A 20,330-nucleotide genomic window follows, 5' to 3' on the forward strand; every position below is an offset into this window, starting at 1 on the left:
TCGGAGCCGGTGCGTAGCATCGAGGGGTGATCGACGACTCCCTCTCCCGTGACCTGCATGCCGCCGACGTCTCGGAAGCCTCCGCGTCCCGCCTCGCCCCCCGCGGCCTCGAGCTGCGTCGTGTGCCCGGCACGGACGACGGCTTCGCGGCCTGGCTGCAGGTCGTCGCGCGCGGCTTCCTCGACGGTGTCCGCACGCCCGCGCAGATCGAGGCGGTGCGGGAACGCTCCGCCTACCGTCGGGCGACCGGGGTCTACGACCCGTCCGCGCCGGACCCGCACGCGCCGGTGGCGACGCTCGCGTCGTGGCGCGGCGAGCTCTCCGTGCCGGGGGACGCCGCGATCGCGGCGTGCGCCATCTCCTCGGTGACGGTGTCTCCCACGCACCGGCGTCGCGGCATCGCGCGCGCTCTGCTGGAGGGCGAGCTCGACGTCGCACGATCGACCGGGTTCCCCGCAGCGATGCTGACGGTCAGCGAATCGCCGCTCTACGGTCGCTACGGCTTCGCCTCGGCCGCCTTCGGTGCCTCCTGGCGGATCGACGCGCGTCGCGCGGGCTGGATCGGACCGACGCTCTCCGGTCGGGTCGACTTCATCTCCTGTGAGCGTGTCCGTGAGATTCTCGCGACGGTGCACGAGCGCAGCCGTCACACGGTTCCCGGCGAGGTGGACGTGCCGGGCGGTCACTGGGATGCGATCGCGGGGACGCGCCCCGACCTCGAGAAGGCGGAGCAGCGACGGGCGGTGCAGTACACCGACGACGACGGCGAGGTGCGCGGCGCGCTGGTCTACACGGTGCAGGAGAACGAGGCGGACTTCGCCGCGTCGCGAGCCCACGTGCATTACCTCCTCGCGGAGACCCCCGACGCGTATGCGGCGCTGTGGCGCTTCGTGCTCTCGCTGGACCTCATCGCCGAGGTCACCGCCGAGCAGCTCTCGGTGGAGGAGCCGTTGCGTTGGATGATCGCCGATCAGCGCGCGGCGACGGTGTCCGTCCGAGACCACCAGTACGTCCGCATCCTCGACGTCGCGGCCTGTCTCTCGTCCCGTCGCTACGGTGCGCCCGGGTCGGTCGTGCTGGAGGTCTCCGACCCGTTGGGGCACGCCGAAGGTCGATGGCTCCTGCAGGTGGGTGACGACGGTGCTGCCGTCGTCACGCCGCTGATGCCGGCCGAAGTGCCGACCGGCGCCGTGGACCTCGCGCTCGGCGTCGAGGAGCTTTCCGCGCTGTTCCTCGGCGGGGTGTCGGCGACCACGCTCGCGTACGCCGGCCGGATCCGCTCGACGGATGCCGAAGCCGCCGGCCGGATCTTCTCCTGGCCGACGGCTCCGCGTCTGTCGATCTGGTACTGATCGACGGACGCGGATCAGGCGAGGGCGAGGAAGAGCTTCTCGAGCTCCTCCTGGGTGAGGCCTTCGGCCTCTCGGGCTGCGTCGGGGTCGGCGACGCAGTCGCGCATGGCCGCCGAGACGATGGCGAAGCCCGCCCGGTCCAGGGCGCTGCCCACGGCTGCGAGCTGGGTGACGACGTCGCGGCACGCGCCGCCGTTCTCGACGGCGGTGATCACACCGGCGAGCTGGCCCTGGGCGCGCTTGAGACGGTTGACGATGCGTCTGCGCGTCGCGGCCTGCTCCTCGGGGGTGCCGGTGATCATCATGCGCGTGCTCCTTCGATGGTGGTGTCGGGGGTGAGGATGCGGTCGATCTCGGCACCGTACCAGTGCCGGAGGGTCTGGATACCGCCCGAGAGCGACGCGGAGTCCAGCCCGTTCCCCACCAGGATGCGGTGGGCGATGTTCGCGCGGACTCCGGCGGCGCACAGGACGCGTACGGGCCGCCCGGCGGCCGCGGCCCGCACCTCGTCGATCCGCGCGCGCAGCTCCGTGTGCGCGATGTTGAGGGCGCCGGGAATGTGCCCGGACGCGAATTCGGCCGGGGTGCGGACGTCGAGGATCAGGCTCGACGCGGCCACGGCGTCCAGGTCGGCGGCGTACCACAGGCGCAGTCGCCCCTCGGCGACGTTCTCGGCCACCATGCCGGTGAGGTTCACCGGATCCTTCGCCTGGCCGTAGGGAGGCGAGTACGCGAGGTCGAGGTCGATGAGGTCCATCGCCGTGAGCCCCGCCCGGATCGCGGTGGCGAAGACGTCGATGCGTTTGTCGACGCCCTCCGCGCCGACCGCCTGCGCCCCGAGGATGCGGGTGTCGTCCGCGGCCACATGGACGATGAGATGCACGGGGGAGGCGCCGGGAAAGTAGCCCGCGTGCTGGTTCGGGTGCAGGTGCAGGGTGTGGTGGGCGATGCCGGCGCCGTCGAGCGCGGCCCGGTTCGCTCCGGTCATCGCCGCCGTGAGGGAGCCGACCCGGACCACGGCGGTGCCGAGGCCCGTGGGGATCGGACGCCCCGCGCCGTGGCCGAAGATGTCGTCGGCGATGAGTCGCCCCGCGCGGTTCGCGGGACCGGCGAGGGCGATCGGACGCCGCGCGCCGGTCACCGCATCGACGCTCACGGTCGCATCCCCCGCGGCCCAGATTCCCGGGATGCTGGTGCGACCGCGGTCGTCCACGACGATGGCGCCCCGGTCGTGGGCCAGCCCCGCGTCCACCGCGAAGGCGGTGTCGGGGCGGACCCCGACCGACAGGACGATGACGTCGGCGGGCACCCGTGACCCGTCGGCGAGGACGACGACGTCCTCCGTGCCGCCGGGTTCGATCCGCTCGGCGGCGACGCCCGCGTGCACGCGGATGCCGAGACGGCGGAGTTCGGCGTCGAGGAGGTGGGCGAGCTCGCGCTCCAGCGGGGGGAGGACGTGCGCGGCCATCTCGACCACGTCGACCTCGAGTCCTGCGTGGTGGAAGGCCTCGGCGGCTTCCAGGCCGATGTAGCCGGCGCCGAGGACCACTGCCCGTCGCGCTCCGTCGTCCACGCGTGCGCGGAGGCCCACGGCATCCGCCACTGTGCGGAGGGTGCTCACGCGGTCCGAGTCGAGCCCCGGCAACGGGGGCCGCAGGGCGCTCGCGCCGGGGGTGAGGACGAGCGCGTCGTAGGCGAGGGTGTCGACCCCGGCCGCCGAGACGACCGTCACGGTCCTGTCATCGGGATCGATCGCCGACACCTCGTGGCCGCAGCGGACATCGAGGTTCAGAGCGGCTCGGAGGGAGGCCGGGGTGTGGAGGAGGAGCGCCTCGGCATCGGCGATCTCGCCGCTGACGTGGTACGGGAGGCCGCAGTTCGCGAACGATACCTCCGGGCCGCGCTCGATGACGATGATCTCGGCTGACTCGTCATGCCGCCGGGCTCGCGCGGCGGCGCTCATGCCGGCGGCGACGCCGCCCACGATCACGATGCGCACAGGTGTCCTCCTCGTGCCGGGATCCGTCGCCCCGGCGTGTCCAAACTATACCCCCTGGGGTATCAACGTCGCAACGCGACGAACGGGCGCGGAGGACTCGCCTACGCTGGGGAGGTCATGGCACATCTGCTGGGGGCCGAGGCCCTGCACCTGGAATTCCCGACCAAGGTCGTCTTCGACGCCGTCTCCCTCGGCGTCGACGAGGGGGACCGCATCGGCATCGTCGGTCGCAACGGCGACGGCAAGAGCTCGCTGCTCGCGATGCTCGCGGGACGTCTCGCGCCGGATGCCGGCCGGGTCACGGTCCGCGGTGGCGTCCGCGTCGGGGTCCTCGACCAGGGTGACACCCTCGATGACACCCACACCATCGCCCGTGCCGTCGTCGGCGACACGCCCGAGCACGAATGGGCGGGTGATGCCCGCACGCGCGAGGTGATCGCGGGGCTGCTCGGCGACCTCGACTGGGACGCACCCGTCGTCGACCTCTCGGGTGGGCAGCGGCGCCGCGTGGCGCTGGCGGCGCTCCTCGTCGGCGATCACGACGTGATCTTCCTCGACGAGCCCACCAACCACCTCGACGTCGAGGCCATCGCCTGGCTCGCCGACCACCTCCGGCGCCGTTGGGCCGCCGGGTCCGGTGCGATGCTCGTCGTGACCCACGACCGGTGGTTCCTCGACGAGGTCTGCACGCGCACGTGGGAGGTCCACGACCGCATCGTCGAACCCTTCGACGGCGGCTACGCCGCCTACATCCTGCAGCGCGTGGAGCGCGACCGGCAGGCGGCGGCGATCGAGGCGCGCCGCCAGAATCTCGCCCGCAAAGAGCTCGCGTGGCTGCGCCGCGGCGCGCCCGCGCGGACGTCGAAGCCGAAGTTCCGCATCGATGCGGCCAACGCCCTCATCGCCGACGAGCCGGAGATCCGCGACGCGACCCAGCTGCGGGCGCTCGCCGTCTCCCGGCTCGGCAAGGATGTCGTGGACCTCCTCGACACGGGCGTCTCCTACGACGGTCGCGAAGTGCTGCATCCGTTCGAATGGCGGATCGCTCCGGGGGAGCGCACCGGCATCCTCGGCGTGAACGGCGCGGGGAAGTCCACGCTCCTGGGGCTTGTCTCCGGAGAGGTGGAGCCGACGACGGGTCGGGTCAAACGCGGGAAGACCGTGCGGGTGGCCACGCTCACGCAGCGGCTCGACGAGCTCGAGCAGCATCTGGACGACCCCGTGCGGGTCGTGATCGCCGGGCTCCGCACCACCTACAGCTTCGGGAGCGGTTCGAAGGAGCAGGAACTGACCCCCGGACAGCTGCTGGAACGCATGGGGTTCTCCAGTGCGCAGCTGTCGACACCGGTCAAGGATCTCTCCGGAGGTCAGAAGCGGCGCCTCCAGCTGCTGCTGATCCTGCTCGAGCAGCCGAACGTGCTGATCCTCGATGAGCCGACGAACGATCTCGACACCGACATGCTCGCCGCGATGGAGGATCTGCTCGACTCCTGGCCGGGCACGCTTCTGGTGGTCTCCCACGACCGGTACTTCCTCGAGCGCGTCACCGATCAGCAGTACGCGATCCTCGGGGGTCGGGTGCGGCATCTCCCGGGCGGTGTCGACGAGTACCTCCGTCTGCGCCAGCGACAGCGCGAGGAACCGCAGGCCGGGAACAGGGACGCGCCGACCGGCGGTGCATGGGGTCTGTCCGGTGCCGACCTGCGCGCCGCGCAGAAGGAGAGTGCCGCCCTCGAGCGTCGGCTGGAGAAGCTGGAGAAGCAGATCGCCGCGGCGAAGGCGGCTCTCGCCGAGCACGACCAGGCCGACTACGTCGGGCTCGCTCGCGAGATGGAGCGCATCGGCGCGTGGGAGAGCGAGCGCGACGAGGTCGAGGAGCGCTGGTTCGCGCTGTCCGAGCAGATCGGCTGACACGCGGGCGGGCGCCCGGGGCGGTCAGCCGTCGAAGCCGAGGCTCAGCTTGCGCAGGAGACCCGCCAGGCGGTCCCGATCGGCGCGCGAGAGCGCGGCCAGGAGCAGCGCCTCCGCGTCGACCAGGCGGGTGATCGCGGCATCGACCCGTGTCCGTCCCTCGTCGGTCAGGGTGACCAGGACGCTGCGTCCGTCATCCGGGTCCGCTTCACGCCGCACCAGGCGCCGTCCCACGAGCCGGTCGATCCGGTTGGTCATCGTCCCCGACGACACCAGCGTCTGCTGGAGGAGCTGCTTCGGGCTGAGCTGAAAAGGCTCACCGGCGCGGCGGAGGGCGGACAGCACGTCCCATTCCCACGGCTCCAGCTCGCTGCGGCGGAAGGCCTCCCGGCGGGCGCGATCGAGGTGCCGGGAGAGGCGGTCGACACGCGAGAGGACTTCCAGCGGGGAGAAGTCCAGATCCGGTCGCTGCGCGCTCCAGGCACCGACGATCCGGTCCACCTCGTCGGTCTGGCCAGCCATCCCTCCATTATGGGCGCGCCGGGTCTGGCAGACTTGACGGGCGACCCGCAGGGCCGCGGTCCGCCGTAGTGTAACGGCAGCACGACAGCCTTTGGAGCTGTGAGGACCAGGTTCGAATCCTGGCGGCGGAGCATGACCCAACACCCCTCCTCGGACGCACCCCTGGCCGTCATCGTCCTCGCCGCCGGCCAGGGCACTCGGATGAAGTCCGCGCTGCCGAAGGTCCTCCACCGGATCGGCGGACGGACCCTCGTCGGGCACGTCCTCGCGACGGCGGCGGCCCTCGAACCCGACGCCGTGGTGACCGTGGTCCGCCACGAGCGCGACCTCGTCGCGCAGTCCGTGGCGGACGACCTGCCGGGCGTCCGGATCGTCGACCAGGACGAGGTGCCCGGCACCGGGCGCGCCGTCGAGCTCGCCCTCGGCGCCCTCGAGGATTTCGACGGCGACGTCCTCGTCCTCTCCGGCGACGTGCCGCTCCTGCAGGAGCAGACGCTGCGGTCGATCCTCGACGCCCACCGGGCGGGCGCCGCGTCGGCCACCCTGCTGACGGCGGTCCTGGACGACGCCACCGGCTACGGTCGCGTGCTGCGCGCCGCGGACGGCTCGGTCTCGCGGATCGTCGAGCAGAAGGACGCCTCCGCCGAGGAGGCCGCCGTCACCGAGATCAACGCCGGTGTCTACGTCTTCGCCGCCGCGCGTCTGCGTAACGAGCTCGCGCGGGTGGGCACCGCCAACGCCCAGGGCGAGAAGTACCTCACCGACGTGGTGGCGCTCCTGCGCACCGCGGGGGACGCGGTGGCCGCGGTGGCCGCACCCGACGCCGACAGCGCGCTGGGCGTGAACGACCGCGTCCAGCTGAGCGACGCCGCGCGCCTGCTCAACGCCCGCACGGTGCGTCACTGGCAGCGTGAGGGCGTCAGCATCCTCGATCCCGCGACCACGTGGATCGACGTCACGGCCACCCTCGCCCCCGATGTGACGGTGCTGCCCGGCTCGCACATCCTTCGCGCGACCGTCGTCGACGAGGGGGCGACGATCGGCCCCGACACGTCCCTCGTGGACTGCGAGGTCGGCGCGAACGCGACCGTCACCCGCACCGATGCGACCCTCGCCGTCATCGGTGCGAACGCCACCGTCGGCCCGTTCGCCTACCTGCGTCCCGGCACCGAACTCGGAGAGGGCGGGAAGATCGGTACGTTCGTCGAGACGAAGAACTCCACCATCGGCGCGCGCAGCAAGGTGCCGCACCTGTCCTACATCGGCGACACCACCATCGGGCGCGGGGTCAACCTCGGCGCGGGCGCGATCACGGCCAACTACGACGATGTCACCAAGCACCGCACGGAGATCGGGGACGAGGTCCACTCGGGCTCGCACAACGTCTTCGTCGCGCCCGTTAGGATCGGAGACGGCGCCAAGACCGGAGCGGGAGCCGTCATCCGCAAGGATGTCCCCCCGGGGGCTCTCGCCCTGAGCGTCGCCCCCCAGCGAAACATCGACGGCTGGGTCGAGAAGAACCGACCGGGTACCGGTGCCGCGCAGGCCGCGGCCACGGCTCGGTCCGCACAGAAAGCGGACGATGGGTCGCAAGAACAGAACGGTTGAGCTCGATCGGGACAACGAGATCGCCCCGGGGCTGATCGCGAAGACGAAGAAGCGTCTGGTCGTCGCGCGAGGCTCCTCGCACCCCGAACTGGCCGCGGACGTGGCCCGGTCCCTCGGCACCGAGCTCGTGCCCACCGAGTACCGCACGTTCGCGTCGGGTGAGATGCTCACGCGCTTCCAGGTCTCGATCCGCGGATGCGATCTCTTCCTCATCCAGAGCTTCGGTCCGCCCGTGAACGAGTGGCTGATGGAGACGCTGATCATGCTGGATGCCGCCAAGCGCGCGTCCGCGAAGCGGATCACCGTCGTCGCTCCCTACTACCCCTACTCGCGTCAGGACAAGAAGGGGCGCGGGCGCGAGCCGATCAGTGCCCGCCTCGTCGCGGACCTGCTCAAGACCGCCGGTGCCGACCGCGTCATGAGCGTCGACCTCCACGCGGCACAGATCCAGGGCTTCTTCGACGGACCGGTCGACCACCTGTTCGCCAAGCCCGTTCTGCTCGAGTACTTCCAGCGCACGCTCAGCGCCGAGGATCGCGCGCAGCTGACGGTGGTCTCGCCCGACACGGGACGTGTGCGCGTGGCCGACACCTGGTCGGACAGCCTCGGCGCGCCGCTGGCCATCATCCACAAGCGGCGCGACCCGAACGTCGCGAACCAGGTGACCGTCAACGAGATCGTCGGCGATGTCTCCGGACGTGTCTGCCTCCTCGTGGACGACATGATCGACACCGGCGGCACGATCGTGAAGGCCGCGGAGGCGCTCAAGGCCAACGGCGCGACGCGCGTGATCGTCGCGGCGACCCACGCGATCTTCAGCGATCCGGCCGCCGAGCGTCTGCAGAGCCCCGCGATCGACGAGGTCGTCGTGACCGACACCGTCCCGATCCCCGACGCCAAGCGCTTCCCGAGCCTGACCATCCTCCCGATCGCCCCGCTCCTGGCCCGGGCGATCCACGAGGTGTTCGAGGACGGATCCGTCACGAGCATGTTCGACGGCGCCGCCTGAGACGACGCCGCGAGACCGGGCGCTCCGAGCCCGCCCATAGCGTCCGATGTGAGGATGGAAGCCTGCGCCTCCGTCGTCCGACGGAGGCCCCGCCGTGGAAGGACCGCACGATGATCCGCACCGCCCTCGCCCCCCGTCCCGTACGCGTCTCGACCGCCCTCGTCGCCGTCGCGGGTGCCGCTCTCCTGTCGGGATGCGCGCCCGCGACCACGGACGCCGGCACCGACGGCGGGACCTCGGTGGAGGGTGGAGCGGGATCGGCCTCCGGCCCTTATGCCGACGGCACCTACACGGCGGAGGGTTCGTACGCGACGCCGGAATCGGTCGAGTCGATCGACGTGACCGTGACCCTCGCGGGCGATGTCATCACGGCCGTCGAGGTCACCGGCGACCCGCAGAAGGCGGAGTCCCAGCGCTACCAGGACCAGTTCATCGGCGGCATCGCCGACGAGGTGGTCGGTCAGAACATCGACGACGTGCAGGTCTCGCGTGTCGCGGGCTCGTCCCTGACCAGCGGGGGCTTCAACCAGGCACTCGAGACCATCAAGTCCGAGGCTGCGGGCTGAGCCGCGTGTGAGCGAGGTCTGGCGGTTCGACGCCATCGGCACCCGATGGCAGATCGAGACCCCGCAACCCCTCCCCGCCGCTCTCCGCGCGCGCGTCGGGGAGATGGTGGACGCCTTCGACCGGACATGGTCGCGCTTCCGATCGGATTCCCTGGTGTCCGCCCTGGCCGCCGCGGGCGGGTCGACCCCGGCCCCGGCGGATGCCGCACCCATGCTCGCGCTGTACGAGGAGCTCTCCGACGCGACGGCGGGGGCGGTGAACCCCCTCGTCTCGGCGTCGCTGTCGGCGCTCGGATACGACCCCGCCTACCGGCTCACCCCCGCGGGCGCAGCAGTCCCGGCCACGCCCGCGTGGACGGCCGCCGTCGCCCTTGCGGAGGAGGAGCTCGTCGTGGCCCCCGGAGCGCTGCTCGACGTCGGCGCGCTGGGCAAGGGACGCCTGGTCGACATCGTGGGGGAGATCATCACCGCGGAGACGGGAGCATCGGCCACCGTCGACGCGGGCGGCGACATCCGCGTGTGGTCGTCGACGGAGCGCATCGGCCTCGAGCATCCGTACGACGCCACGCGCGTCATCGGGGTCTGGGAGGTCACGGATGCCGCGCTGTGCGCCTCCGCGACCAACCGGCGCGCCTGGGGCGAAGGGCTCCACCACGTCCTGGACGCCCGCACCGGCGAGCCGGTCGACAGCGTCGCGGCGACGTGGGCGGTCTCCGACAGCGCAATGCGCGCGGACGCGGCCAGCACCGCCCTGTTCTTCGACGGGGGCGCGGAGCTGGCGGCGCACTGGGGTGTCGCCTGGGTCCGCATGTTCACCGACGGGCGGGCGGAGTTCTCGCCCGGATGCCCGGCCGAGCTCTTCACACGCCGCAGGAGCGTGGACACATGACACGAGGGAGTTCCGCACCATGCTCACCGCACTGACCTCCGCCGGGAATCGGGTCTTCGCCGTCCTCGGACGCATATCGATGTACCGGACGGTCTTCTTCGGCCTTGCGACACTCGCGCTCGTCTCGCTCGCGCTGTCGCTGTGGGGACTCGTCTCGCCGACCGCAGTGGAGATCGTGGTGGCGGCGCTGGTGCTCTCCGTCGTCTGCGCCGCGGTCGACGCCGCCGCCCAGCGGCTCCTCGGTCGAGCGTGGCGCGTGGAGTCGTCGCTGATCACCGCGTTGATCCTCCTCTTCGTGCTCCGACCGACCCTGGATCCTGCGGCGCTCGGGGGCCTCGCGATCGCCGCGGCGATCGCCTCGGCGTCGAAGTACGTCCTGGCCTGGCGGGGGCGGCACGTCTTCAATCCCGCCGCCGTCGGGGCGACGGCGATCACGCTCCTCGCCGTCGCGTGGCCGGAGCTCGGCGCATCGTCGTGGTGGGTGGGAACCCCGGCCCTCGCAGCCCCGGTGATCGTTCTCGGGTTGGCGGTCCTGTGGCGGACGGAGAAGGTCCGCGTCGTCGCGGTCTTCCTCGTGGTCGCGGTCTCCGTGGCCCTGGTTCGTACGTCGGCGGCCTACCAGGCGGTGGGCCAGGCCGTCGAGGTCGCCGACGTCTTCTGGCCGATCCTATGGTCTTCGCCGTTCCTGTTCCTGGGCGCGTTCATGCTCTCCGAACCCCTCACGACACCGCCGCGGCGCGGGCAGCAGTTCCTGGTCGCCGGCGTCGTGGGGCTGCTCGCCGGGTGGCCGATCGACGTCGGAGCGATCAGTCTCGGGCAGGAGCGGGCCCTCCTCATCGGCAACGCGCTCGCCTTCGTCCTGGCCTTCCGCACCGCCGTGCGTCTGACGCTCCAGGCCCGGGTGCCGCGGACGCCGACGGTGCGGGAACTCACATTCCGCGCCACCGACCGGGTGTCGTTCGTGCCCGGCCAGTATCTGGAGCTCGACGTGCCGCATCGGCGCCCCGACGCCCGCGGCACGCGTCGCGAGTTCAGCATCGCCTCCGCCCCGGAGGATCTGCCCGTGCTGCGCGTGGCCTACAGGGAGCCGCAGACGGGCGCGCCCATGAGCTCGTTCAAGAAGGCACTCGCGGAGGTCGAGCCCGGCTCCGTTCTGGCGATCACCGGAGTCTGGGGTGATTTCGTCCTGCCCCGTCGGCCGGCGGCGCCTCTCCTTCTCGTCGCGGCGGGGATCGGCGTCACCCCGTTCGTCTCGCAGCTGCGCCACCTTCGGCTGGCGGGGGAGGAGCGCGACCTCGTCCTCGTGTACGTCGCATCGGATGCCGCCGAACTCGCCTACCGGGACGAGATCGAGGCCGCCGGCATCCCCGTCGTCGTGTTCACGCGCGATCGCCCGGCCGATCTGCCCGCCCACTGGACCTGGGCCCGCGGCGTGCGTCTGGACGCCGACGGACTCCTCTCGGTCGTGCCCGACATCGCGGGACGGCACGCGTACGTCTCGGGGCCGGCGGGGCTCATCGCCGACCTCACGCCGGCGCTGGAGCGCGCCCGGTCGCTCACCACCGACGCGTTCAGCGGATACTGATCACCCGTGCGTTCCACCGCTAGGACGTGGGATCCTCGGGCCGCGCGGGCAGGCGCAGCTCGAAGGTCGTGTCGCCCGGTGCGCTCCGGACCGAGAGGCTGCCGCCGTGCGCCTCGGCGATCGCGCGCGCGATGGAGAGGCCGAGGCCCGTCCCACCCGTCTGGCGGGCTCGGGACCGGTCGGCGCGGGAGAATCGTTCGAAGAGCTCCTCGGCGAGGGCCGGATCAATTCCCGGCCCGTCGTCGTGGACGCTGAGGACCGCATCGCCGCCGTCGCGCGTCACGCCGACGGTGACGGTCGTCCCCGCCGGTGTGTGGGTGCGCGCGTTGGCGAGGAGGTTCGCCGCGACCTGATGGAGGCGGCCGGCGTCTCCGGCGACGACGACGGGTTTCGGTTCGGTGTCGAGGATCCACCGGTGATCGGGCCCGGTGGGACGGGCGTCTTCGACCGCCTCGAGGGCGAGTCGGGTGAGATCGACCGAGCCGAAGACCAGCTCCTGACCCTCGTCGAGACGGGCGAGGAGCAGGAGATCCTCGACCAGGGCCGTCATGCGCAGCGACTGCGCCTGGATGCGCTCCAGGGAGGCCTGAGTGGTCTCACTCGCGGCATCCGGATGCTGGCTGATCGCGCGCAGCGACAGCTCCGAGTAGCCGCGGATGGAGGCGAGGGGCGTCCTCAGCTCGTGGCTGGCGTCGGCGACGAAGGCCCGCATCCGCTCTTCGTTGCGCTGTCGCGCGCTGAGCGAGCGCGAGACGTGTTCGAGGAGGGTGTTGAGGGCGTGACCTACGCGGCCGACCTCGGTATCCTCGTCCACCTGGTCCGCGGGGACGCGGGCGGTGAGACTCACCTCCCCCTCGGACAGCGGCATGGCCGCCACACGGGACGCGGTGTCGGCGACGGTACGGAGGGGACGCAGGCCCGCGCGGATGACGACGGCGATCGCCACGCCGAGCAGGAGCAGTCCGCCCGTGGTCACCAGGGCGACGGTGGTGAAGATCTGACCGAGGGTCGCGGTGACGGGGGCGACGGGGAGACCGGCGAGGAAGAACAGCCCGCCGGGCTGAGCGCTCAGGAAGACCCGATGATCGCCTTCCCCGGGGATCTCGACCGTGGAGATGCCTGAGCGGTCGAGCTGGGCGAGGATCTCGTCGATGTCGTCCGTGCTCAGCTCGGTGACCTGCTGCGGGCCCGACACGTACGCGCCCGACAGTCCGGACGGACCCTGCAGGACGAACACGAAGCCCTCGGGCTGACGGCCGCTGGCGAGGATGTCGGCGGCCGTCGCGCCGGGGTCCAGGCGCACCGTCACACTGCTGACGGCGTTGGCCAGCTGCGCGTTCAGATTCGCGTCGAGGATGCGCCCCAGGATCGCACCGGTGGCGATGCCGACGAGGGTGAGGATCAGGGCGACCATCCCGATGACCGTCACCATCAGGCGCGTCTGCAGGCTCCCGCGCACCCTCGGCCGTTTCCGGGCGGCGGGGACCGTCACTGCGGCGCCTTGATCATGTACCCCACCCCGCGCACCGTGTGGATGAGCGGTTCGCGCCCCGCGTCGATCTTCTTCCGCAGATACGAGATGTACAGCTCCACGACGCTCGAGCGTCCGCCGAAGTCGTAGTTCCACACGCGATCGAGGATCTGGGCCTTCGACACGACACGGCGCGGATTGCGCATGAGATACCGCAGGAGCTCGAACTCCGTCGCCGTCAGTTCGATCTCCACGCCGCCGCGTTCGACCTCGTGGCTGTCCTCGTTGAGGGTCAGGTCCGCGACACGGAGGATCGGTTCCGCTCCGCTGGTGAGCGCGGTGCCCGACCGCCGCATGAGCGCCCGCAGGCGCGCAACCACCTCTTCCAGGCTGAAGGGCTTGGTCACGTAGTCGTCGCCGCCCGCGGTGAGACCGGCGATGCGGTCGCCGACCCCGTCCTTGGCGGTCAGAAACAGGACCGGCACGTCGTCTCCCGACTGGCGCAGCCGCTGCAGGACCGCCATCCCGTCGAGATCCGGCATCATCACATCGAGCACCATGGCATCGGGGTGGAAGTCGCGCGCGCCCTGCAGTGCTTCGAAGCCGCTGGCGGCCGTCCGCACGTCCCACCCCTCCATCCGCAGTGCCATCGACAGCAGATCGGTGAGCATCTGCTCGTCGTCGACGACGAGGATGCGCAGCGCGGTTCCGTCGGGGCGAGTGAGGGCGGGTGCGGGTGCGGTCATGGATCCCAGTGTTCCGCCTCATCTATGGGATTCCTATGGGCGCACCTATGCCTCTGCTGTGAGTCGGGCGCCGGGCCGGGGCCGCGGGCCCGAACCGTCAGAGCGCTGCGCGGGCGTGGGCGGCGAGGCGGTCCGACAGCGCATCGTGAGCGGCATCCCTCTCCTGTGCTTCGGGATGCGCGTCGACGTAGGCGAGGATGCGGCGCGCGCCCTCGTCGAAGGTGACGGTCGTCTGGAACGCGGGTACGAGCGCCTGCACCTTCGACACGTCGAACACCATCGAGAGCGCCTTGTCGCCGAGGAGCGTCGGACCGATGTCGGGTGCCGCCGCGGCGATCGTCTCGGACGCGACATGGACGAGGTCCGGATGCGAGACACCGGCCGCGTCGGCGAGCCAGCCGTAGATCGCGTTCCAGGTCGGGGCGTGGGTGCCGGTGACCGTGAACGCCTCGCCGAGCGCGGCGGGATGGTGGAGCAGGCCGGTGACGGCGACCGCGACGTCGTCGCTGTGGGTGATCGTCCACAGGCTCGTGCCGTCCCCGTGGACGAGGACGGGTCGCCCTTCGCGCATCCGCGCGATGTCGGTCCAGCCGCCGAGGGTCGGCAGTGCGCGCTCGTCGTACGTGTGAGACGGGCGGATGATCGTCACCGGGAACCCGCGCTCGCGGTACGCCGCCACCAGCAGGTCCTCGCAGGCGATCTTGTCGCGGGAGTACTGCCAGAAGGGGTTCCGCAGCGGAGTGGACTCGGTGACCGGAAGCCGCGAGGGCGGCGTCTGATAGGCCGAGGCGGAGCTGACGAAGAGGTACTGGTCGCACCGACCCTCGAACAGCTCCACGTCGGCGCGCACCTGGTCCGGGGTGAAGGCAAGGAATTGGGCGACGACGTCGAAACGACGCCCCGCCACGGCCGCGCGGACGGCGTCGCGGTCACGGACGTCGGCGTCCAGGCGCTCGACGTCCGCCGGGATGGTGCGGCTGCCGAGCCCGCGATTGAGGACGCTCACGCGGTGTCCCGCGGACACTGCGGCCCGCACGCACGCCGCACTGATGATCCCGGTCCCGCCGATGAAGAGGATGCTCGCCATCGTCCGACCCTAACGCGACGCCCGCCTCGCGCGGGGCGGAGGCGGGCGTCGAGGAAGCCGGGGGACGGCTCAGTGGGTGTCTTCGGCCTCGATCTCGGTGCGGTCACCGGACCACAGGGTGTGGAAGGTGCCCTCCTTGTCGATGCGCTTGTAGGTGTGCGCGCCGAAGAAGTCGCGCTGACCCTGGATCAGTGCGGCCGGCAGTCGCTCGGCGCGGAGCCCGTCGTAGTACGCCAGCGAGGACGAGAACGCGGGCGCGGGGATGCCGGCCCCGGCGGCGGTCTGCACGATGCGGCGCCACGCGTCCTGGCCGCGGCCGAGGGCCTCGACGAAGTACGGCGCGGTCAGCAGCACCGGCAGGTCCGGGGTTGCGGCGTAGGCGTCGGCGATGCGGTTGAGGAACTGCGCGCGGATGATGCATCCGCCGCGCCAGATCTTCGACACCGCACCGAGGTCGATGTCCCAGCCGTATTCCGCAGCTCCCGCGCGGATCTCGTCGAACCCCTGGGAGTACGCGACGATCTTCGAGGCGTAGAGGGCCAGGCGGACCTCCTCGATGAACGCGTCCGCGTCGGCGACGTCGAGCGCGTCGGCCGGGCCGGGGAGATCGCGCGAGACGGAGCGCTGCTCGGGGTGGCTGGAGAGGGAGCGGGCGAAGGTGGCCTCGGCGATGCCGGAGACCGGAACGCCGAGCGAGAGCGCGGTCTGCACGGTCCACGCGCCGGTGCCCTTGGCGCCCGCCTGGTCGAGGATGACGTCCACGAGCGGCTTCTGCGTCTCGGCGTCGACCTGGCGGAGGACCTCGGCGGTGATCTCGATCAGGTAGGACTCCAGCTCGCCGCGGTTCCACTCGGCGAAGACGTCCGCGATCTCGGACGGGCTCTTGCCGGTGCCGCGGCGGATGAGGTCGTAGGCCTCGGCGATCAGCTGCATGTCGGCGTACTCGATGCCGTTGTGCACCATCTTCACGAAGTGGCCGGCGCCGTCGTGCCCGATGTGGGTCACGCACGGCTCGCCCTCGGCGACGGCGGCGATGGAGCGCAGGATCGGCCCGAGCGTGACCCAGGACTCGTCCGACCCGCCGGGCATGAGGGACGGGCCGAGCAGCGCGCCCTCCTCGCCGCCGGAAACGCCCATGCCGACGAAGTTGATGCCGGTCTCGCGGACCGCCTTCTCGCGACGGATGGTGTCGCTGAACAGGGCGTTGCCGCCGTCGACGATGATGTCGCCCGGCTCGAAGACCTCCACGAGCGCGTCGATGACCGCGTCGGTGGCACCGCCGGCCTTGACCATGATCACGGCGGTACGGGGCTTGACCAGGTTCGCGGCGAACTCGTCGTACGAGAAGGCGGGGACGAACCCGGCCTCCGGGTGATCGCCGACGAGCTCGTCGGTCTTCGCGCGGGAACGGTTGTAGACCGCCACGACGTTCCCCTCGCGCGACGCGAGGTTCCGGGCTAGGTTGGATCCCATGACCGCAAGACCCACCACGCCGATGTTCGCGCGCGCCTCGGCGGGGTGATCGGTTCCGGTCGGCTCGGGCGCGGAACGGGGGACGTCCTCCGGCGCCGGCGCGCCCTCGTGGAGATCGGCCGAACCCGGCGCCTCGTCGTGGTCGTTGCTCGTGCTGGTGGTGTTCATACCTCTCCTCGTGCGTGCCGACCGGGCATCCGCAGCGTCAGGGGCTGCTCCCGGGACCGGTCCTAGCGTAGTGGGGTGTCCTCGGAGCGCCGGATGCGTGTGACGGCCCGGCGGGTGAGGTCTGCGATGCGGTCCCAGTCGCCGGCGTCGATCGCGTCGGCGGGCAGCATCCACGATCCGCCGACGGCGAGGACCGAGGGCACCGCGAGGTACTCGGGGGCGGTCGCGTCGTCGATGCCGCCGGTGGGGACGAATCCGAGGCCGGAGAAGGGAGCGCCGAGGGCGCGGAGGGCGGGGGCGCCGCCGGAGGTCGCGGCGGGGAAGAACTTCACGGCTTCGACGCCGAGGGCGAGCGCCGCCTGGACCTCGGTGGCGGTGACCGCTCCGGGGAGGACCGGGATCCCGTGATGTCGGCAGCGCTCGATGACCGCGGCGCTCGTTCCCGGCGACACGACGAAACGGGCGCCGGCGTCGACGGCCTCATCGACCTGGGCGGCGCGCAGCACCGTGCCTGCGCCGACGAGGACGCCGCCCTCCCGGGCGACCGCGGCGATCGCGTCCGCCGCGGCGGCGGTGCGGAACGTGATCTCCGCGACCGGAAGCCCTCCCGCGGCGAGGGCGTCGGCGATGCGGAGCCCCTCCTCGGCGGTGCGGGCGGTGACCACGGGGACGACGCGGTGACGGGCGAGGTCGGCGAACACGGGGGACAACATCATCTCCTTCGTCCGCTCGAGAGGTCTCGCGCGGAGGGCGAAATGATCATATCATTGGCCGCACGGCGACGATGCGCCGCCCTTGCCCTCCCGACGACGGATCAGGACACCATGCTCATTCTCGCCCTCGAGGCCAGCACCACCTCGGCCAAGACGATGCTCTTCGACACCGAGAGCGGCGAGACCTCCGTCCGCAGCCGCCGGTTCGAGGTGGACGGCCCCGACAGCGCGGTCCGCGACGGCGACGCGATCTACACGCAGCTCATGGCGCTCGGTCGGCAGGCGGCATCCGGACGTCCCGTCGATCTCATCGTCCTCAGCGGCACCTGGCACGGCCTGACGCTCCGCGAGGCGGATCTGTCGCCGGTCACTCCGGTGATGGAATGGCCCTACACGGGCGCGCAGGACCTCTGTGCGCGCCTCCGCGCGGATGCCGATTTCACCTGGTGGTTCCACGAGCGCACCGGGTGCATGGTCAACGCCGTCTATCCCGCGTTCAAGCTCCGCCACCTCGCGGAGACGGGAGTGGCGCTCGCCGGCCGACGGATGCTGGACCAGCCCACGCTCGTGTTCGCGCGACTGACCGGCGAGGTGCGGATGAACGCCTCCCTCGCCTCGGGCACCGGGCTGCTGAACGCCCACACCGTCGACTGGGATCGCGAGGTCATCGACCGCCTCGGTCTCGCGGGCGTGGAGCTTCCCCCGCTCTGCGCCCCGGACGAGGCCTTCCCGCTCACCGCGGAAGCGGCGGTGCTGTTGGGGCTCCGCCCCGGGATCCCCGTCCTCACCCCGGGGCCGGACGGCGGTCTCAGCCAGATCGGCGACCTCGCCACCGAGCCGGGGGACATGACCTTCTCGATGGGGACGAGCGGGGCGCTGCGCTTCTCCACGCGGCATCCGTCGATGTCGCCGACCCTCAGCACCTGGTCGTACCGCTCACCGCTCGGTGCGCTCAGCGGTGCGGCCACCTCCGGTTGCGGGAACTGCGTCGACTGGGCGCGCGAGCGTCTCTTCGGCGCATCGACCGACTACGCGGAGATCGAGCCGCAGCTCTCCGCGGACCGCGAGGATCTCCCCGTCTTCCTCCCGTTCCTGTTCGGCGAACGCAGCCCCGGCTGGCAGGACCAGCGCCGCGGCGGACTGGTGGAGCTGCGCCCTCAGCATTCGCGGGTGGACATGTACCAGGGGGTTCTGGAGGGGATCGTCTTCTCGCTCCACCACTGCTTCAAGGAGCTCACCGCGCTCAACGGGGCTCCGCGCCGGATCGTGCTGTCGGGCGGGGTGCTGTCGTCCCCGTTCTGGACACGACTGACCGTGGATGTCTTCGGGGTGCCGATGGAGGTCTCCCCGCGCCAGCACAGCTCCATCACCGGCGCCGTCCGGATGGGCCTTCGGGCGTCGGGGCTCGCGCAGACGCACCCGGCGCTGGACGGCGCCGAGCCGGAGATCCTCCACCCCGATCCCGCGCGGCGCGCGCAGTACGACGCCGGATTCGCCCGCTACCTCGAGCAGTACACCCGGAGCCTCCCCGGGGCGGAGGATCGGGCGTGAGGGTCCTGGTGACGCCGACCTCGCTGAGCGCGGACCGCGACCACCCGGCACTGGCACCGCTTCGCGATCTGGATGCCGAGCTGGTCTTCAACGACGCCGGGCGTCCCCTCACCTCCGACGAGGTCGCGCGCGCCCTTATCGGCGTGGATGCGGTGATCGCGGGCCTCGACGACTTCGACGCCGCCGCCCTCGCGGGCGCGGATCGCCTCCGCCTCATCGCGCGCTACGGGGCGGGCGTCGACAACGTCGACCTGGACGCGGCGCAGGCCCGCGGTGTCGCGGTGACGCGCACCGCCGGTGCCAACGCGGCCGCGGTGGCCGAGATGGCGATCGCCCTCGCCTTCGCCGCGGCGCGCGGCATCCCGATCCTCGATGCCGGTGTGCGCGCGGGGGAGTGGCCCCGGGGGCGCGGGATCGAGCTGGGCGGCCGGTCGTTCGGCGTCCTGGGGTTCGGGGCGATCGGCCGTCACGTCGCGGCGCTCGCGCGAGGGCTCGGCATGCGCGTCTCGGCGTGGGACCCGCTCCTGCCCGATGCGGAGATGGCCGCCGCCGGTGTCGCCCCGCGGGCCCTGGACGACCTGTGCGCGACCAGCGACGTCGTCAGCGTGCACGTGCCGCTGGTCCCCACGACGCGGCACCTCCTCGACGCGACGAGGCTCGCGATGCTCCCGCCGGGGGCCATCGTGATCAACACCGCGCGCGGCGGGATCCTCGACGAGGAGGCGGCTCGCGCCGCCCTCGACGCCGGACGGCTGCACGCGGTCGCCGTGGACGTCTACGAGAGCGAACCGCCCTCGGCGTCCCCTCTCATCGGGCATCCGCGGGTCGTCTCCACTCCCCACAGTGCGGGGCACACCGCCGAGGCCGTCACCCGCATGGCCGAGGGAACGGTCGCGGCGGTGATGGCACTCGTCCGAGGCGACGAGCCGGAGGGGCTGGTCAGCGCACGCCGCGCACCTCGCTGAGGACCGCTTCGACGTAGCGACGTGTGTGCAGCTCGGCGCCGTCGGCGTCGCCTCGGGCGATCGCGTCGGCGGTCGCCACGTGGTTGTGCAGCGCTTCGGAGTATGGAACGCCGGGGGTGAGGCCCAGGTGCGAGCGCCCGGCGATGACCGCGGCGATGGGCGCCTTCGTCGCGGCGAGCATCAGGTTGCCGCTGGCGTCGAGGATGAGATCGTGGAAGGCCACGTCGACGTCGAGATACTCCTCCGACGCCCCCTCGCCGGCGTGGCCGAGCTCCTCCAGGCGCGCGGCGAGGCGCACGATCTCGGCGCGCTGGACGTCGGACGCGCGCTGCGCGCTCAGCCGGGCGGCGATGGGCTCGATCGCCGCCCGCAGCTCCGTGACGACGATGAGCTGCTGATCCCGACGGGGTCCGCGCAGCTGCCAGTCGATCAGCCGCGTGTCCAGCGCGCTCCACTCCGCGACGGGGCGCACCGTGATCCCCACGCGGCGCCGGGAGGAGAGCATCCCCATCGCCTCGAGCACGCGCACGGCCTCGCGGATCACGGTGCGCGACACGCCGTACTCCGTCTCGAGGCCCGCCAGGGTCAGGACGGACCCCGGCGCGAGGGCGCCGGATGCGATGCGGACGCCGAGTGCGTCGAGCACCGGTCCGTGGGATGCCTGGGCCACGCCGCTCCTTCCGAAAGGTATGACGACATGTTGCCAAAGATACGA

18 protein-coding genes and 1 tRNA gene are annotated in these 20,330 nt (G+C 71.8%); 10 read left to right on the forward strand and 9 right to left on the reverse strand.

All coding sequences use genetic code 11. The features are described 5' to 3' along the window. The first annotated feature begins 26 nt into the window (after positions 1 to 26). Entirely contained in the window at positions 27 to 1,352 is a 1,326-nt protein-coding gene (locus AB0O93_RS04035; RefSeq protein ID WP_363340736.1) for a GNAT family N-acetyltransferase, read from the forward strand. A 14-nt stretch (positions 1,353 to 1,366) separates the two neighbouring features. Here the strand turns inward: AB0O93_RS04035 and AB0O93_RS04040 are convergent, their stop codons facing one another. Both AB0O93_RS04040 and AB0O93_RS04045 read right to left on the reverse strand, forming a co-directional pair. Further along, positions 1,367 to 1,657, reverse strand: coding sequence for a metal-sensitive transcriptional regulator (locus tag AB0O93_RS04040; protein ID WP_363340738.1), 291 nt, complete (start codon positions 1,655 to 1,657; stop codon positions 1,367 to 1,369). After that, complete coding sequence (locus tag AB0O93_RS04045) at positions 1,654 to 3,351, reverse strand: FAD-dependent oxidoreductase (RefSeq protein ID WP_363340740.1); 1,698 nt, start codon at positions 3,349 to 3,351, stop codon at positions 1,654 to 1,656. The genes AB0O93_RS04040 and AB0O93_RS04045 overlap by 4 nt, the downstream gene beginning before the upstream one ends. A gap of 117 nt (positions 3,352 to 3,468) precedes the next feature. Here AB0O93_RS04045 and AB0O93_RS04050 point away from each other — a divergent pair, with 117 nt between their 5' ends. Further along, complete coding sequence (locus AB0O93_RS04050) at positions 3,469 to 5,262, forward strand: ABC-F family ATP-binding cassette domain-containing protein (RefSeq protein ID WP_363340742.1); 1,794 nt, start codon at positions 3,469 to 3,471, stop codon at positions 5,260 to 5,262. 24 nt (positions 5,263 to 5,286) lie between these two features. Here AB0O93_RS04050 and AB0O93_RS04055 read toward each other — a convergent pair whose 3' ends face one another. After that, entirely contained in the window at positions 5,287 to 5,784 is a 498-nt protein-coding gene (locus tag AB0O93_RS04055; protein WP_363340744.1) for a MarR family transcriptional regulator, read from the reverse strand. 59 nt (positions 5,785 to 5,843) lie between these two features. Between AB0O93_RS04055 and AB0O93_RS04060 the strand changes: the two genes are divergently transcribed. The 6 genes from AB0O93_RS04060 to AB0O93_RS04085 all read left to right on the forward strand — a co-directional run bounded on the left by AB0O93_RS04060 (position 5,844) and on the right by AB0O93_RS04085 (position 11,441). After that, positions 5,844 to 5,915 (forward strand) — tRNA-Gln (locus tag AB0O93_RS04060). Between the two features lies 1 nt (position 5,916). Then, positions 5,917 to 7,392, forward strand: a complete 1,476-nt coding sequence (glmU, locus tag AB0O93_RS04065; RefSeq protein ID WP_363340746.1) for a bifunctional UDP-N-acetylglucosamine diphosphorylase/glucosamine-1-phosphate N-acetyltransferase GlmU — start codon at positions 5,917 to 5,919, stop codon at positions 7,390 to 7,392. Continuing rightward, the gene (locus AB0O93_RS04070; protein WP_363340748.1) at positions 7,367 to 8,401 is read left to right on the forward strand and encodes a ribose-phosphate diphosphokinase; all 1,035 of its coding nucleotides are present in this window, start codon (positions 7,367 to 7,369) and stop codon (positions 8,399 to 8,401) included. Before glmU ends, AB0O93_RS04070 begins: the two co-directional genes overlap by 26 nt. A 110-nt stretch (positions 8,402 to 8,511) precedes the next feature. Continuing rightward, entirely contained in the window at positions 8,512 to 8,967 is a 456-nt protein-coding gene (locus AB0O93_RS04075) for a hypothetical protein (RefSeq protein WP_363340750.1), read from the forward strand. 7 nt (positions 8,968 to 8,974) lie between these two features. Next, positions 8,975 to 9,856, forward strand: a complete 882-nt coding sequence (locus AB0O93_RS04080) for an FAD:protein FMN transferase (protein WP_363340752.1) — start codon at positions 8,975 to 8,977, stop codon at positions 9,854 to 9,856. A 19-nt stretch (positions 9,857 to 9,875) separates the two neighbouring features. After that, positions 9,876 to 11,441, forward strand: coding sequence for an FAD-dependent oxidoreductase (locus AB0O93_RS04085; protein ID WP_363340754.1), 1,566 nt, complete (start codon positions 9,876 to 9,878; stop codon positions 11,439 to 11,441). A 19-nt stretch (positions 11,442 to 11,460) separates the two neighbouring features. On the opposite strand, the gene AB0O93_RS04090 is transcribed toward AB0O93_RS04085, so the two are convergent. From AB0O93_RS04090 to eda, 5 genes are all read right to left on the reverse strand, one after another. Next, positions 11,461 to 12,933 carry an ATP-binding protein gene (locus AB0O93_RS04090; protein WP_363340756.1) on the reverse strand — a complete coding sequence of 491 codons (1,473 nt, stop codon included), beginning with the start codon at positions 12,931 to 12,933 and terminating at the stop codon, positions 11,461 to 11,463. Then, entirely contained in the window at positions 12,930 to 13,658 is a 729-nt protein-coding gene (locus tag AB0O93_RS04095; protein ID WP_363340758.1) for a response regulator transcription factor, read from the reverse strand. The genes AB0O93_RS04090 and AB0O93_RS04095 overlap by 4 nt, the downstream gene beginning before the upstream one ends. 97 nt (positions 13,659 to 13,755) lie before the next feature. Next, on the reverse strand, positions 13,756 to 14,745 hold the full coding sequence (locus AB0O93_RS04100; protein ID WP_363340760.1) for an NAD-dependent epimerase/dehydratase family protein: 990 nt from the start codon (positions 14,743 to 14,745) through the stop codon (positions 13,756 to 13,758). A 69-nt stretch (positions 14,746 to 14,814) separates the two neighbouring features. After that, a complete protein-coding gene (gene gndA, locus AB0O93_RS04105) occupies positions 14,815 to 16,386 on the reverse strand; it encodes an NADP-dependent phosphogluconate dehydrogenase (RefSeq protein ID WP_363340762.1) in 1,572 nt (523 codons plus the stop codon). A 62-nt stretch (positions 16,387 to 16,448) separates the two neighbouring features. After that, the gene (gene eda, locus AB0O93_RS04110) at positions 16,449 to 17,087 is read right to left on the reverse strand and encodes a bifunctional 4-hydroxy-2-oxoglutarate aldolase/2-dehydro-3-deoxy-phosphogluconate aldolase (protein WP_363341004.1); all 639 of its coding nucleotides are present in this window, start codon (positions 17,085 to 17,087) and stop codon (positions 16,449 to 16,451) included. A 123-nt stretch (positions 17,088 to 17,210) separates the two neighbouring features. Between eda and AB0O93_RS04115 the strand changes: the two genes are divergently transcribed. Further along, on the forward strand, positions 17,211 to 18,650 hold the full coding sequence (locus AB0O93_RS04115) for an FGGY-family carbohydrate kinase (protein ID WP_363340764.1): 1,440 nt from the start codon (positions 17,211 to 17,213) through the stop codon (positions 18,648 to 18,650). Then, entirely contained in the window at positions 18,647 to 19,615 is a 969-nt protein-coding gene (locus tag AB0O93_RS04120; protein WP_363340766.1) for an NAD(P)-dependent oxidoreductase, read from the forward strand. The genes AB0O93_RS04115 and AB0O93_RS04120 overlap by 4 nt, the downstream gene beginning before the upstream one ends. Here the strand turns inward: AB0O93_RS04120 and AB0O93_RS04125 are convergent. After that, positions 19,590 to 20,285 (reverse strand): FCD domain-containing protein, encoded by a 696-nt coding sequence (locus AB0O93_RS04125; protein ID WP_363340768.1) that lies wholly within the window; start codon positions 20,283 to 20,285, stop codon positions 19,590 to 19,592. The two genes, AB0O93_RS04120 and AB0O93_RS04125, sit on opposite strands and share 26 nt — an antisense overlap. Positions 20,286 to 20,330 lie beyond the last annotated feature (45 nt).

Origin of the sequence: Microbacterium sp. NPDC077184, assembly GCF_040687055.1 — a bacterium.
GTDB lineage: Bacteria > Actinomycetota > Actinomycetes > Actinomycetales > Microbacteriaceae > Microbacterium.

Coding starts and splice junctions, on each gene's coding strand:
- AB0O93_RS04070 (WP_363340748.1), top strand. CDS start 7,367: ATGGGTCGCAAGAACAGAACGGTTGAGCTCGATCGGGACAACGAGATC.
- AB0O93_RS04075 (WP_363340750.1), top strand. CDS start 8,512: ATGATCCGCACCGCCCTCGCCCCCCGTCCCGTACGCGTCTCGACCGCC.
- AB0O93_RS04095 (WP_363340758.1), bottom strand. CDS start 13,658: ATGACCGCACCCGCACCCGCCCTCACTCGCCCCGACGGAACCGCGCTG.
- AB0O93_RS04115 (WP_363340764.1), top strand. CDS start 17,211: ATGCTCATTCTCGCCCTCGAGGCCAGCACCACCTCGGCCAAGACGATG.
- AB0O93_RS04085 (WP_363340754.1), top strand. CDS start 9,876: ATGCTCACCGCACTGACCTCCGCCGGGAATCGGGTCTTCGCCGTCCTC.
- glmU (WP_363340746.1), top strand. CDS start 5,917: ATGACCCAACACCCCTCCTCGGACGCACCCCTGGCCGTCATCGTCCTC.
- gndA (WP_363340762.1), bottom strand. CDS start 16,386: ATGAACACCACCAGCACGAGCAACGACCACGACGAGGCGCCGGGTTCG.
- AB0O93_RS04040 (WP_363340738.1), bottom strand. CDS start 1,657: ATGATGATCACCGGCACCCCCGAGGAGCAGGCCGCGACGCGCAGACGC.
- AB0O93_RS04055 (WP_363340744.1), bottom strand. CDS start 5,784: ATGGCTGGCCAGACCGACGAGGTGGACCGGATCGTCGGTGCCTGGAGC.
- AB0O93_RS04050 (WP_363340742.1), top strand. CDS start 3,469: ATGGCACATCTGCTGGGGGCCGAGGCCCTGCACCTGGAATTCCCGACC.
- AB0O93_RS04100 (WP_363340760.1), bottom strand. CDS start 14,745: ATGGCGAGCATCCTCTTCATCGGCGGGACCGGGATCATCAGTGCGGCG.